Here is a 14,798-nt window from a genome sequence, read left to right on the forward strand (position 1 = left end):
CTTTGGGGGCCATAACCCACGGGCGGTAGCGTGTCTAAGGCAGTGGTACCGAACTATAGTTGAATGGAATATTGGATGAACTTAGAATTAATAAACAAAGACTTTGTTTCAAAAATCAATGATATAGCCATTGATGCAGGCCGAAAGGTCATGTCTATTTACGAGAGAGACTTTGATATTCAAGAAAAGTCTGATAACTCGCCTCTAACAGAAGCTGATTTAGCTTCGCATCATTGTATTGTCGAATCACTTTCTACGATAACTCCCAATATACCCATCCTTTCTGAGGAGTCGGCTGATATTGACTGGGCTGAACGCTCACAATGGCATGACTATTGGCTTATCGATCCGTTAGATGGAACCAAAGAATTCATCAAAAAGAATGGTGAGTTTACGATTAATATCGCTTTAATTTCAGGTGGAGAACCTATATTTGGTGTCGTATATGCCCCGGTTTTAGATGAGTTATATTTTGGTGGAGAAAGTATCGGTGCCTGGAAAAGAGCAGCCACTAGCACGACATCTATTTCAGTATCCGAGTCTACCGCTACTCCTGTGACTGTGGTTGGTAGCCGCTCGCATCAGTCAGAAGACATGAAGACGTACCTCGAAAGATTTGATGATTACGAGTTGGTACCCATGGGGAGCTCGTTAAAAATTTGTCTTGTGGCTGAAGGAAAAGCAGATATTTACCCAAGACTCGGTCCTACTTCAGAGTGGGATACTGCAGCAGCTCATGCAGTGTTAAAAGCTGCAGGTGGTCGCTGTATTCTGTATGATACTGAGCGAGAATTAACCTATAACTCAAAAGAATCATTATTAAACCCTTATTTCATAGCGCAAGGCCCGAAATTATGATGAAGAATACACTTGGCTTGGTTATTGGAGCTTTTTCTCTTTTTTCTTTAAACATTAGTGCTGCAAATGAGATGTCTCAAGCTAAGCAGCTATGTGAAAACGCTACTGAGCAACAGCGACAGATGGCAAGAGCTGCAGGTTATGATGTGGACTCAATGTGTGCATCTTTGAAGCAGCAAGGCAGTGCGTCTTCTTCTGAGGAACAGTCAGGCTCGTCTGTTCTACCAAGAGAGCTTGCAGACTTCCCAAAGAAAAGAGAGCAGAAATCAAAAGACCAAAAAGAAATCGAACAAGAAAAGCTGCCAAGAGTTGAGCGCGAACTGAAAAAATTTGGTTATGATTTGTTTGCTGGAGTTCCAACTACTTATACCCCTGTCAACAATATTCCTGTTCCATCGAATTATATTATTGGTCCTGGTGATGTCGTTAAAGTGCAACTTTATGGCAAGGAAAATAACAGCTATGAGCTTGCCGTTGAACGTGATGGCTCTATTCAATTTCCTGAGTTAGGCCCAGTTAACGTTGCTGGCTTATCTTACTCTGAACTTAAAGAGGCGTTAACTCAGAAAGTTAGTGAGCAGTATATTGGCGTCCAATCTAACATTAGCTTAGGCGAGTTACGCTCTATCCAAGTTTTTGTTTTAGGTGAGTCTTTCAAGCCCGGTGCTTATACGGTCTCCTCACTCTCAACAGTGATGAATGCACTCTACGCTAGTGGCGGTCTTACCGATATTGGATCGCTAAGAAATATCCAGCTAAAACGAAATGGTAACCTTGTCACAACTATCGACCTTTACGATCTATTGCTCAAGGGTGACACTAGTGATGATCAGCGCCTTCGTTCAGGTGATGTCATTTATATCCCTTCAGCTAAGAAAACCGCTTCAGTCGCTGGAGAAGTAGTTCGACCGGCAATTTATGAGCTGAAAAATGAAAGTACTATTGGTGAGCTTATTAAGTTAGCAGGTGGCTTACTGCCTAGCGCTTATAAGAGCGACGTGAGAGTGGAGCGTTATAGTGACTCTGGTCAACGGACAGTTGTAGATGTTGATTTAGCAACAGCTTCAGGCAAAAGAACAAAGATTAAAAGTGGTGATATTGCGAAGGTGTATCCTGCGGTTGAGCGAAAAGAGAATGTTGTTGAATTAATAGGACATGTTTATCGTCCGGGCTCGTTTAAGTGGGCTGAAGGTCTTAAGTTAACTGATGTTATTAAAAGTCAGGTTCATCTTAAGCCCCACGCTAATATTGATGCTGTACTCATTTTAAGGCAAAAGAACGAACTTGGTGTTGTGTATCCGATAAAGGTTAGTTTAAGAGAACAGTGGTCTTCAAGGGCTCCATTCTTTCTTAAACCTCGCGATGAAGTTTATGTGTTAAGTAATATGATTTCTCAAGAACAAATAGAAGCATATCATGAAGAGAAGAGGGAGCAGAAGATCGAAGGACTAACTAAAGATCTAGAAATTGCCGAGTTACAAAGGGCAATAGGAGGAGAGAACAGTGTATTTGTGCAAGAGCAAAATGTACTAGAAAAGATAAAGCAAAATAAAAAATCTGCTTGGCTGGAAAAAGAGCTAGGTGAAGACGAGCAAGCTGAAGCGGAATTGTTAGAATTAAAGCAGATCAAGCTTGAGCTTAGAAACAAAGAAATTATAGAAATTGTAGAAAAGTTAAAGCAACAGTCAACAAATAATGAGCGCTCTCAGATTGTCAAGGTGAGTGGTGCTGTTAAATTTCCTGATGAGTACCCCTTAACAAAGGGTATGACTCCACTTGACCTTATTCAACTCGCTGGAGGGTTATCAGAATCTGCTTATGCGATAGAAGCCGAATTAACTCGTCAAGAATTTAATTCTGAAGGCTCAATTGAAATAAATCATCTAAGGATTGATCTGAAAAGTGAGTTTTTAGGTGGGACCGGTGTCGAGCTAACATCTTTTGATGAACTAAACGTTAGAATTACTCCAGACTTTAGAGAGGATGTCTATGTAGAAGTGCAAGGTGAGGTTAAGTTCCCTGGCCGTTATAAGATTGCTCGAGGTGAAACTTTGAAGCAGTTGATGGAGCGTGTAGGTGGCTTTAGCCAGTTTGCGCATCCAAAAGCGACTGTATTCTCTAGAAAGGCTTTACGGGAGCACGAGCAGAAAAAGCTTGATGAACTACAAGTTAGGATTCGACAAGATATTGCAATATCAGAGCTTGAAGATGCCAATATTGGAAAATCAGCCGACGTTGGCACAGCCCAATCACTTTTAGATGTACTTGATACAGCTGAAGCAACTGGTCGACTTATTGTTGATATGGACTCAGTGTTAGCAGGCACCTCACAAGACATAATATTGAAAGACGGTGATAAGCTGATAGTACCGAGCTTTAGGCAAGAGATTACCGTTGTTGGAGAGGTACAAGTAGCAACTTCGCATTTATTTAACCCTAATTTTGATTTTGAAGATTATATTGAGCGTAGTGGCGGTGAAAAAGAAACGGCGAATAGCGACGCGGTTTATATCGTAAAGGCTGACGGCTCAGTCATATTACCAAATGAGTCCTCGTGGCTAACTCATAAGTCAGCGGATATAGAGCCGGGTGATACTATAGTTGTGCCATTAGATACGGCTAGAGTCGATAACTTAGAGCTCTGGTCTAAAGTTACACAAATTGTATATCAACTAGCTCTAGGTGCTGCAGCGGTAAATAGCTTCTAATGAAATTTTTAGCTTCTATATTATTAGTCAGCTCTTTTCTTTTGGGAGCTAGTGGGGCAAGAGCCGAGCCTTGGCTGGATACCAGAGATGCTTGGCTGAGGGCTGATGTCGAAGCTTTATCTGCTCATGGTGTTATCAATACCCCAATAACAACTTGGCCCCTACCTTGGGCTAGGGTGGTTAAGGAAATAGACAATGCAAACTTAGACGACGTGCCTGATGTACTAATGCCAGCTTTGATGAGATTAAAAAGAAAAGCTCGAATAGAGACCTCGAAGGAATCACGTACAGAGTTTACCTTACGTGGCGGAAATGAAGGCAAGGTGCTACGCCACTTTGGTGACTCTAGAAGGGAAAAGGCGGAGGTTAGCTCACGTACAACCGGCATGACTAAAAGTTTTGCATGGAATATTGAAGCAACAAGAGCTTTTGAACCTCATGATGGTGAAGATCAGCGTTTGGACAACAGTTATGTCGCGGCAATTTGGGGCAATTGGATTTTTTCTGCGGGTGCTCAGGAGCGCTGGTACGGCCCCGGTTGGGATAGCTCGTTAATTTTAAGTAATAATGCTCGCCCCGTTCCAGCTTTGTCTATTCAACGTAACTATGCAGACCCCTTTGAAAGTGACTGGCTTTCATGGATTGGACCTTGGTCTGTTACTGCTTTTGCAGGGCAGTTAGAAGATAGGCGTTTTGTTCCTCACGCTAAGCTGCTAGGTATGTCGGTCACATTTAAACCATTTGACTCGTTAGAAATAGGGTTAAGGCGGACAGCGCAATGGGGTGGAGAAGGAAGACCAGAGTCTTTATCGAGCTTAATAGATTTAGCAATTGGACGAACAAACTGTGATGAAATTGAAGATGGTTGTGATGACCGACTGAACTCAAGTGAAGCAGGAAATCAGTTGGCGGGAGTTGATTTTAATTGGAGACTTCCTACAAAAAAAAACTATGGCTCAGTTTACGGCCAGTTAGTTGGAGAAGATGAAGCGGGTTATGCGCCCTCAAGAAAATTTTACCAATTAGGGTATAAAAATAGTTTTAGTTACGGTGATAGCTTAATAACTAGTTATATTGAGTATGCAGACACCGAAAATGAATACGCTAAAAACGTAACATATGAACATTCAATATATCAAACGGGTTATAGAACCGAAGGACGAAGTATTGGTTCGACTTACGATGCAGATACCGAAAGTATTACTATAGGTCTGCTTGCCTCAACAAAAGGCGGGCAACGCTATAAAGTATCAGTATCTAGTGTTGATATGAATAAAGATGGTACTGGAGATAATCACACTATTTCTAGCAACCAAACTAGCTTCTATAAAGCCGAAATTAGTTTCGAAAAACCGTTAAGCCAAGGTCTATTGTCATTAAATATGACCTATCAAGACAAGGCTTTTGAAGGCTTATTAGGAGCAGAAGATAAACTTAATGTAGGTTTATCATGGAAAAAGGAACTATAAGTCTAAGAAAGAGGTGCATAATGACTGCAAACAAAGTCCTCCTGTTAGACATGAATTCTTAACAAAAAAATAGAAACTATGAGTACTCAAAATACACAAGAAAATGAGACAACCTATAGAGAAGATGAAATTGACTTGCGTGAATTGTTCTCTATTTTATGGAAGGGCAAGTGGATCATTGTTGGGGTAATTTTTTTATTTACTATCGCTTCAGTTGCTTACGCTTTGTATTTGCCGAACGAATATAAAGCTACAGCAATCGTTCAGCCAAATGAGAGTGGAAGTGGCGGAAAATTAAGCCAACTAGCTGGTCAGTTTGGTGGTCTAGCATCGCTTGCTGGTATCAACATAGGTGGTGGTGAGTCTTCAGATGCCATCATTGCTATGGAGATAATGAAAAGCTGGGGGTTCGCAGAAAAGTTCATAGAAAGACACAGCTTGGCTGTACCATTATTCGCAGCGAAAGGGTGGAGCCAAAGCTCAAATGAATTAGTTATTGATGGAGAGCTTTACAACACACAAACCAAAAATTGGGTTCGCGAGCCACCTAAAGGCAAAACTATAGAGCCAACAAGCTGGGAGCTTTACAAGGAGTTTAAAGAAAGCGTTTCTGTTAGCCAAGATAAAGAAACTGGTTTGATAAGTATTTCCGTTACCTATTATTCCCCGAATATCGCAAAGCGATGGACAGATTTATTGGTGCAAGAAATCAACCAATACATGAAAGATCGGGCTTTAAAAGAAGCAAATGAAAGTATTCAGTACCTCGAGCAACAAATAAACCAAACATCTGTTGCAGAGATTAGAACGGTATTTGGCGAACTCATTCAAGAGCAACATAAAACTAAGATGCTGGCGCAGGTGTCAGATGAGTATATATTTAAAACGATAAGCCGGGCGAAAGTTCCCGAAGAGAAAAACAAACCAAATAGGTTGATTATTTGCATTTTAGGATTTTTGTTAGGCTTAATACTTAGCGTTATATATATATTTTGACAAACAGCTATATTACAAAAAAATAAATTTTGAGGGTTGAGTGGTGTTAAATAATAAAAGCGTATTAATCACAGGCGGAACAGGTTCTTTTGGTAAGAAGTTTATCGAGACTATATTATCTCGTTATCCTGCAGTGAAGAAAATTATTATCTATTCACGTGATGAGCTAAAACAGTCTGAGCTAAGATTGAAATATCCACATCAAGAGTTCCCTCAGTTAAGGTTTTTTATTGGCGATGTAAGAGATAAAGACCGCATTAAGCGAGCGTGTGAAGGGGTTGATGTGATAATCCATGCAGCAGCCATAAAACAAGTTGATACCGCTGAATACAATCCTACTGAATGTATCCGAACGAATGTTGATGGTGCCGAGAATGTCATTCATGCAGCTCTTGAATGTGGTGTTAAAGATGTAGTGGCTCTGTCAACAGATAAAGCCTGCGCTCCAATTAATCTATATGGTGCAACAAAGCTAGCTTCAGATAAATTATTTGCGGCTGCAAATAATATTCGGGGGTCTAAAGACACCAAGTTTAGTGTTGTCCGATATGGAAATGTAATGGGCTCTCGTGGTTCTGTAATTCCATTTTTCTTAAAGAAACGAAGTGAAGGTGTTCTTCCTATCACCCATCCGGAAATGACTCGTTTTAATATTTCTCTTCAAGATGGTGTGGACTTGGTTATGTTTGCTATAGAGCATCACTTAGGTGGTGAAATATTTATTCCCAAAATCCCGTCATACAAAATTTTGGATGTTGCAAAGGCTGTTGCTCCAGATTGCGAAACTGAAGTTGTAGGGATTCGTCCTGGCGAGAAGTTACACGAAGAGATGTTAACAGAAACAGACTCAATCAATACAATAGACCTTGGTGACAAATATGCGATTTTGCCTTCGGTTTCATTTATGAATACCGAAGAAAATTTTATTAAACACCATAAAGCTAAGAAAGTACCATTTGGTTTTAAATATAATTCAGGTACTAATACTGATTGGGAAACAGTCGAATCATTAAGGTCTTTGATAAAAGATCATGTTGATCCAACATTCAAGGTTTTATAAGACTATGATTCCCTATGGAAAACAGGATATTAATCAACAAGACATTGATGCTATTTTTAGTGTTCTTAAATCCGACTTTTTGACTCAGGGCCCCCAGGTTCCAGCATTCGAAAAAGTAGTTACTGAGTTCACCGGAAGTAAGTTTGGTTGCGCTGTTAACAGTGCGACTTCCGCTTTACATATCGCATGCCTTGCTCTAGGTTTGGGTAATGGCGATATTCTATGGACAACGCCAGTTACCTTTGTTGCATCATCAAACTGTGGTTTATATTGCGGGGCTAACGTTGATTTTGTTGATATTGATTCTCGAACCTACAACTTGTGCCCCGAAAAATTAGAGCGAAAACTTATCCAGGCTGAAGAAACAGGTAAGCTACCTAAAGTCTTAGTTGCTGTGCATTTGTGTGGTCAACCATGCGATATGAAGAGAATTCATGAGCTATCTAAACGATATGGTTTCAAAATTATTGAAGACGCCTCGCATGCTATTGGTGGAAGTTATCAGAATACAAAAATTGGATCTTGCGCTTATTCTGATATAACCGTGTTTAGTTTTCATCCAGTAAAAATTGTTACAACCGCTGAAGGCGGTTTGGCTGTAACCAATAATCAGGGGTTGTTTGATAAAATGAACCTCCTCCGAAGTCACGGAGTTACTCGCGACGAGAACATGATGAAAGGGGAGTCTCATGGTGGTTGGTATTACGAACAAATAGAGCTTGGTTATAATTACCGTATGACAGAATTGCAAGCAGCTTTAGGTGTTTCTCAAATGCAACGCTTGGAAGAATTTATAGTTGCGCGTCATGCGCTAGCTCGTAGATATAATGAAAATCTAAAAGATCTGCCAATCACCCTGCCATTTCAGCTCGAAAATACTTATTCAGGGTTGCACTTATACGTAATTAGGCTGCAATTGGAAGAGATTAACAAAACGCATAAACAAGTATTTGACGAGCTAAGAGAAAAAGGTGTTGGTGTGAATCTGCACTATATCCCGGTTCATACACAACCCTATTACAAGGCAATGGGTTTTAACTGGGGCGATTTCCCTGAAGCGGAAAAGTACTACCAGGAAGCTATCTCTATTCCTATGTTTCATGGTATGAGTGTTGAACAACAAGATAAGGTTGTTGCAACTCTCAAGGAAGTATTAGTTTAAAATAAATGAACCTTTGTATTATTCCGGCCAGAGGGGGAAGCAAGCGTATCCCTCGAAAAAACATCAAAGAGTTTCATGGTAAGCCAATGATAGCTTATTCAATTGAAGCAGCGAAGGAATCTGGCTGCTTTGACCGGGTTATTGTCTCAACTGATGATGCCGAAATAGCCGAGGTTGCAAAGTTATGGGGGGCTGAAACACCCTTTTTCAGGCCAGATAACATCTCTGACGACTACGCAACAACCATGGATGTTATTCAACATGCAATCGAGTGGTGCGAGAACCAAGGCTGGAAGATTGATAACGTTTGCTGCATTTATGCAACGGCACCATTTGTTCAGGCCACGGATATCAAATGTGGTTTAACCCTGTTGGCAGAGTCAGACATAAAATATGCGTTTTCTGCGACCTCTTATGCGTTTCCAATTCAAAGAGCCTTCTATCTTGATGAGAATGAACATGTAAATATGTTCCAGCCAGAGCACATAAACACGCGTTCACAAGATCTGATTGAGGCGTATCATGATGCGGGTCAGTTTTATTGGGGGAAAGTTTCTGCGTTTAAAGCCGGACTTGCGTTTTTCGCTCCCCACAGTAAACCAGTTTTGCTGCCCAGAAAGCGAGTTCAAGATATCGACACGCTTGAAGACTGGGAAATTGCCGAAGTGATGTATACGGCACTAAGCAAATGAAGGTTTACTTTCGGGTAGATGCCTCTGTGCATATTGGTAGCGGGCATGTTATGCGTTGTTTATCTTTGGCAGATGCGTTGCAAAAGCTAGGAAGTGATGTGGTTTTTGTCATGCGCGTACAGCCCGGTGATTTGTGTGACTATACAAAAAAACGTGGCTTTAAGGTTGAACAGTTAGCGCAACCGGATGAATTGATAAACCCGGAAAGCACCACTGATTATCATGCCTGGCTTCAGGTCTCAGAAACGGAAGACGCAGAGGATTTCTTGGCAGTTGCAGAAGATGCAGACCTAGTTGTAATTGACCATTACGGAATAAATGTGCATTGGGAGACCCTTGTGAAGTCTACCACCTTGTGCAATTTGATCGCTATCGATGATTTGGTACGTGCTCATAATTCCGACATGATCATAGATCAAACATTAGCCAGGAAAGTAAGCGAGTACCACGTAACTTCCCCAGGCAGTCATGTACTGTCGGGAACTAAATTTGCTCTTCTTAAGGAGCAGTTTTCCCTTTTGCACTCAGTTGCATTAGCGAAAGAAATAGATAAGCAAGTTCACCGGTTGTTGTTGACCATGGGGGGAGTAGACAACCCGAACGCAACACTTCAAGTATTGAACGCACTTTCGCAACGAGAAACTGCAATTAAGACCACGGTGTTGCTCAGTTACAATGCTCCGCACTTTGACAGTGTCGCTTCATTTTGTGAAAGCAACAGTGATTGGCTTAGACATATACCATTTTGTGAAGACATGGCGACACTAATGTTGGAACACACTATAGCTATAGGCGCACCCGGGTCAACATCGTGGGAAAGGGCGTGTCTTGGGTTACCTAGTATTTTGATTCCGCTAGCCGAAAATCAACTACAAATATGTCAAAATCTGGTTAAGGAAGATGCGGCCATGTCTTTATCTTTGGGTGAAGTTCCAGCGCAGTTAAACCCTAAGCTGGATAAATTGCTACATAACTTTGAAGCGATGCGGCACAACAACCTGAGCCTATGCGATGGTAAGGGATGTAGTCGAGTAGTCGAGAAAATGCGCATGTTAGGGTGGTTTTAGTATGAAGGTAACTTTACTATGTTCGGACTTAAATCATCCAGTTTATCAATATCTTAGTGCTTGGAAAAATGCAAATAAAGATAATTACAGTATTTCAATTGTCAGCAAAGTTAGTGAAATAAATGAACCTGGTGATATTTTATTCCTGATTTCATGTTCGGAAATTGTAAAAGTTCAGATCCGTGATATGTTCTCACATACTTTGGTGTTACACGCAAGTGATCTGCCGCAAGGGCGTGGCTGGAGCCCGCATACTTGGGATGTATTGTCAGGCAAAGATGAGTTGACTCTGTCTTTGATTAATGCCGAAGACAGTGTTGATACTGGTGACATTTGGAAGAAGAAGCATATCAAGCTTAAAGGCTCGGAGTTGTACTATGAAATTAATACGCTGCTTTTTGAAGCTGAAATTGAGCTTATCTCATGGGCTTGCAAGAATGTTTTTACAGTAGAACCGACTCCGCAAGAGGATGGTGAAACTAGTTATTACCGCAAGAGAACACCGAACGATAGTGAAGTTGATGTAAATAAAAGCATTAAAGAGCAATTTAATCTATTAAGAGTTTGCGATCCAAATAGATATCCTGCATTTTTCGAATTAAATGGACAGAAATACAAGTTGTTTATAGAGAAGTATGATGAAAACTAATTATATAGAAATAGATGGCAGAAAAATTGGTCATGGAAACCCACCTTATATTATTGCTGAGCTTTCGGCGAATCATAACGGGGATATTAATCGTGCTTTTGATATTTTGAAGATGGCAAAAGAATGTGGCGCAGATGCGATTAAAATTCAGACCTATACCCAAGACACCTTGACAATTGATTGTGATAAAGATGACTTCAAAATCAAAGGCGGGCTGTGGGACAACAGGACGCTTTATGACCTTTATACAGAAGCCCATATGCCTTGGGAGTGGCATGAGCCTTTATTCAAAAAGGCTAACGAATTAGGTATTACAATCTTTAGCTCTCCATTTGACTTTACAGCGGTAGACCTGTTGGAAGAGCTGGGTGCTCCAGCCTATAAAATAGCGTCCTTTGAAGCGATCGATATTCCTTTGATTGAATATGTAGCTAAAACCGGTAAGCCGATGATCATTTCGACCGGTATGGCGGATGAAGAGGAAATTCAGGAAGCCGTTGATGCCGCCAGAAACGGAGGCTGTAATGAATTGGTAGTGCTACACTGTGTTAGCGGCTATCCGGCTCCTGCTGAAGACTACAATTTAGCGACTATTCCTGATATGGCCCAGCGCTTTGATGTATTAACCGGCCTTTCTGATCACACTATAGATAACACCACGGCCATTGCCTCTGTTGCATTGGGAGCTTGTATGATCGAGAAGCACGTAACTCTTGACCGTAATGGAGGAGGGCCTGACGACAGCTTCTCACTAGAAAAACCAGAACTTATTCAACTATGCCGCGATAGTAAAATAGCTTGGCAAGCTATGGGGAAAGTGAACTATGAGCGCAAAGAAAGTGAAAAAAACAATATGATATTTCGTCGCTCACTATATGTTGTAAAAGATATAGCAAAAGGAGAGCTTTTTACGCAGGTGAATGTAAGGAGTATAAGGCCAGGATATGGGGTTAAGCCGAAATATTTAAAAGAAATTATTGGTTTAACATCTAAAAAAGATATAAAAGCGGGCACACCTGTTACAGAAGAAATGATTGGCTTGTAAAAGATAATGACAAAAAATATAAAATTCAGATTAATACGAGTACTGGCAAATATATCCTTTGTAAGGAAAGTGATAGCAAGCCTAGTGAAGATTACAAGAGGTAACTTTGAAAGGTCTGATCTGGCACGAGAAGAATTAATACAATTAAAAAAATCAAATTTAAAAGATATAGCCAAACAAGTGAAACAAGATGGATATAGTGTAGATCTAAAATTATCACCAGCTGTAGTTAACGAAATTTTTTACTTCTGTAATACTCAACCTTGCTATGCATTAAGGAATCCTCGTTGGGGGTTTTATTTGAAAGATTTAAAATTGGCTGAGGAAGCAATTGGAAAAAATATATTACTAGCACAATACTTTAATGCACAAGATGAGCTTCCAATACTAGACAAAGTAATTAGGTCACCAGTAATTCATGCGATAACACAACAATATTTAGGAAATCGTTATAAATTTGTAGGATGTAATTTATGGTGGACATTTCCTACGAGAGCATCTGAAGAAGATCGTAAGAAACATGCTCATTATTTTCATAGAGATGTTGATGATTTTAAATTCATAAAATTTTTTTTCTACATAACGGATGTTGATGAAAGTAGTGGGCCGCACGTGTTTGTAAAAGGATCACATAATAGATGCAAAGAAAATAAGTGGAAAAATCTTTTTAGGAATAGGCGATATGAAGATTCAGAGATTGTAGAGCTTTATGGGGAACAAAGTATTATTGAAATGCTTGGAAATTCAGGTGATGTGATAATTGAAGATACTTATGGATTCCATAAAGGCTCGACTCCAATATCTAGCCCGCGTTTAATTTTTCAAATACAGTTTGCTCTATTTGATTATGGTGTACAAAACGACACTATAGATAAATTAGAACTCATTATAAAAGATTAAATAGTTACCGTGAGAGAAAAAAAATTTTTTTATATTGCTTTAGTGCTTTTAAGCTCTTTATTTTCTATAACAAAAATAGCACTTTACTCTTTCTATATTGGACCGCTTGAGTTTGGATATTTTTCAAAAGCATATGTAATTTCATCTGTTTTTGCTCTCGTAGCAAGCTTAGGTTTGACATCCATTGCTCACAGAGAAGTGCCATCTCTATTTGTTAATGGAAAACTGGCTGATATTGTAGTTTTAAATAATGCTACCAAAAACACGATCTTCTTTAACGGAGTATTTCTAGTTCTACTAACGTTAAGTATTAGTTTAATAAGTGGGCAAAGTTACAACTTAATAGTTTTAGGTGTTGTTCACGGCATATTTACTGGTTTGTTTTTCCAAGATTTGTTGTTAATAAAATCAAAGTTGCATTTTAAAGAATATGGCAAGAGATTGTTATTAAGAACGCTAGCAATAACGATTGCAGGATTATTGGCTTTATCGTTTTATAAGTCTGCTATATCTATCTTAGTCGCAGAGTGTCTTATACTGCTCCTGCTTCAAGTCAGCTACTTGATAAACCGCTTTAAAACACCTTTAAAAATTGGAGAGGTTAAAAAGTCAATTCAGAGAGCTTTCAAAAATAAACAGCTTATATTTCTAACACTTTTATCAACAAGTTTTATTCATGGAGATAAGTGGGTTGCAGCTATTCTTTTAAATGCTGAAGAATTTGGAATATATTCTTTTTATTGGATAATGATCAGCATAGGGCTTAATTTGCAGCAAGTATTAAATATACGAATCTTTACTGAAGCTACTCTTCTCGCAAAAAATAACGAAATACTTGCTTACAAAAAAATTGTTAAATTTTCACTCTTTTTAGCTTTAGCTTTACTTTTACTTAGTCCAATTGGTTTTTATCTTACTTGCTTTACAATAAATAAATGGTTTGTCGAATATAGTGAGAATGTAGAGATATTTGTGGTTTTAGTTTATGTTCTAATGATCATTAGAGCTTCTGACTTTATTTCTAATATGGGGTTGATATTCAAGTGTGAGAGATATCAAGTCCGCATTTTTCTTCTAGGATTGATTACATTTGTCATTGCGGCATTCTTAGCAAACAATTTAGATATTGGTATGAGCACTAATCTTACTATTTATATTGTAGCAATCATTACTACATTACTTAGTTTAATACTGCTTGCATTAATTCTCTATAAGAGAGTCAAAAAATGATGATTACTAAACTATTGAGCTTATTAATATATAAAGTTAAAAGTATTATTATTATAATCAAGTCAACGACTAGAGGTAGTTATTTGTCAATGTTTGGCAAAATAACTAGCCCAATATCTTCTTTCAATATCGGTAATAATGTTAGAGTAAAAAATGGGTATGTTCTTAATGCTGGAAAGGGGAAGATAATTTTAGGCAATAATGTTTGGATTAATAAACATTGTGAAATCAACGCAAACAATTTAATTGATATTGGCGAAAGAACAACGATACAAAAAAATGTTACTATTAATGGTGATGTGTCAATTGGCACAGATGTAATTATAGCTCCCAACGTTTTTTTATCATCTGGCTCACATCTTTATAGTCACCAGCCTCATTTACCTATAAGAGTGCAGGAAAAAATATGCTCAGTACTACCTAACAAACCAATACTAATTGAGGATGATGTTTGGTTGGGTATTAATGTGGTAGTTATGCCTGGGGTTAAAATTGCAAAGGGATGTGTAATTGGTGCAAACTCTGTTGTAACAAAGGATACTACTGCTTACTCAGTTTACGCAGGAATGCCGGCTAAGCTTATTTCTAACAGATTCCAATTATCATCAAAATCAGTATATGACTTTTATGATCCGGAGACTCTCCCTCATATAAAATCAAAAATAAATTATGATGTTAATTCACTAGTTTCTGGGGAACTTTCGTTTAAACTTAAATCTGAAGTCTTTCAGTTTGAAGTAATTTCTTCTTTTTCTAAAGTCGAATTAGAAATAGAGCTGTTAAGTAATACGGCTTCAAATATTATTTCACTATATGGCTTGGAAAAAAAATTGGAACCTGGTCGGAACATAATTATATGGGATGATATACCAAACTACTTAGTTTCTGAGCTACTTACTTTTCGCTTTTCTGAAGAGATATTGACTAAAATAAAATTAGTACAACTTAAAATAGAAGATTAA

At 38.8% G+C, this 14,798-nt stretch carries 13 protein-coding genes; all 13 read left to right on the forward strand.

From position 1 onward, the window contains the following. Window positions 1-75 precede the first annotated feature (75 nt). A complete protein-coding gene (cysQ, locus tag ABD943_RS10715) occupies window positions 76-858 on the forward strand; it encodes a 3'(2'),5'-bisphosphate nucleotidase CysQ (protein ID WP_345293181.1) in 783 nt (260 codons plus the stop codon). After that, the gene (locus ABD943_RS10720; RefSeq protein WP_345293182.1) at window positions 855-3,566 is read left to right on the forward strand and encodes an SLBB domain-containing protein; all 2,712 of its coding nucleotides are present in this window, start codon (window positions 855-857) and stop codon (window positions 3,564-3,566) included. Before cysQ ends, ABD943_RS10720 begins: the two co-directional genes overlap by 4 nt. Further along, window positions 3,566-5,035: a capsule assembly Wzi family protein gene (locus tag ABD943_RS10725; protein ID WP_345293183.1), complete on the forward strand. Its 1,470-nt coding sequence runs from the start codon at window positions 3,566-3,568 to the stop codon at window positions 5,033-5,035. Before ABD943_RS10720 ends, ABD943_RS10725 begins: the two co-directional genes overlap by 1 nt. A gap of 78 nt (window positions 5,036-5,113) precedes the next feature. Further along, window positions 5,114-6,031 carry a Wzz/FepE/Etk N-terminal domain-containing protein gene (locus ABD943_RS10730; RefSeq protein ID WP_345293184.1) on the forward strand — a complete coding sequence of 306 codons (918 nt, stop codon included), beginning with the start codon at window positions 5,114-5,116 and terminating at the stop codon, window positions 6,029-6,031. Window positions 6,032-6,074: 43 nt separating this feature from the next. Next, window positions 6,075-7,091, forward strand: a complete 1,017-nt coding sequence (pseB, locus tag ABD943_RS10735; protein ID WP_345293185.1) for a UDP-N-acetylglucosamine 4,6-dehydratase (inverting) — start codon at window positions 6,075-6,077, stop codon at window positions 7,089-7,091. A 4-nt stretch (window positions 7,092-7,095) separates the two neighbouring features. Beyond that, window positions 7,096-8,253 (forward strand): UDP-4-amino-4,6-dideoxy-N-acetyl-beta-L-altrosamine transaminase, encoded by a 1,158-nt coding sequence (gene pseC / locus ABD943_RS10740; RefSeq protein WP_345293186.1) that lies wholly within the window; start codon window positions 7,096-7,098, stop codon window positions 8,251-8,253. Between the two features lie 5 nt (window positions 8,254-8,258). After that, the gene (pseF, locus tag ABD943_RS10745; protein WP_345293187.1) at window positions 8,259-8,945 is read left to right on the forward strand and encodes a pseudaminic acid cytidylyltransferase; all 687 of its coding nucleotides are present in this window, start codon (window positions 8,259-8,261) and stop codon (window positions 8,943-8,945) included. Then, window positions 8,942-10,012, forward strand: coding sequence for a UDP-2,4-diacetamido-2,4,6-trideoxy-beta-L-altropyranose hydrolase (pseG, locus tag ABD943_RS10750; protein ID WP_345293188.1), 1,071 nt, complete (start codon window positions 8,942-8,944; stop codon window positions 10,010-10,012). The genes pseF and pseG overlap by 4 nt, the downstream gene beginning before the upstream one ends. A gap of 1 nt (window position 10,013) precedes the next feature. Beyond that, window positions 10,014-10,661, forward strand: a complete 648-nt coding sequence (locus ABD943_RS10755; protein ID WP_345293189.1) for a formyltransferase family protein — start codon at window positions 10,014-10,016, stop codon at window positions 10,659-10,661. Next, window positions 10,651-11,706, forward strand: a complete 1,056-nt coding sequence (gene pseI, locus ABD943_RS10760) for a pseudaminic acid synthase (protein WP_345293381.1) — start codon at window positions 10,651-10,653, stop codon at window positions 11,704-11,706. The genes ABD943_RS10755 and pseI overlap by 11 nt, the downstream gene beginning before the upstream one ends. A gap of 84 nt (window positions 11,707-11,790) precedes the next feature. Further along, window positions 11,791-12,606 carry a phytanoyl-CoA dioxygenase family protein gene (locus tag ABD943_RS10765; RefSeq protein WP_345293190.1) on the forward strand — a complete coding sequence of 272 codons (816 nt, stop codon included), beginning with the start codon at window positions 11,791-11,793 and terminating at the stop codon, window positions 12,604-12,606. Between the two features lie 9 nt (window positions 12,607-12,615). Next, on the forward strand, window positions 12,616-13,836 hold the full coding sequence (locus ABD943_RS10770; protein ID WP_345293191.1) for an MATE family efflux transporter: 1,221 nt from the start codon (window positions 12,616-12,618) through the stop codon (window positions 13,834-13,836). Beyond that, window positions 13,833-14,798: an acyltransferase gene (locus tag ABD943_RS10775; RefSeq protein ID WP_345293192.1), complete on the forward strand. Its 966-nt coding sequence runs from the start codon at window positions 13,833-13,835 to the stop codon at window positions 14,796-14,798. Before ABD943_RS10770 ends, ABD943_RS10775 begins: the two co-directional genes overlap by 4 nt.

Origin of the sequence: Kangiella marina, assembly GCF_039541235.1 — a bacterium.
Taxonomy (GTDB): Bacteria; Pseudomonadota; Gammaproteobacteria; order Enterobacterales; family Kangiellaceae; genus Kangiella; species Kangiella marina.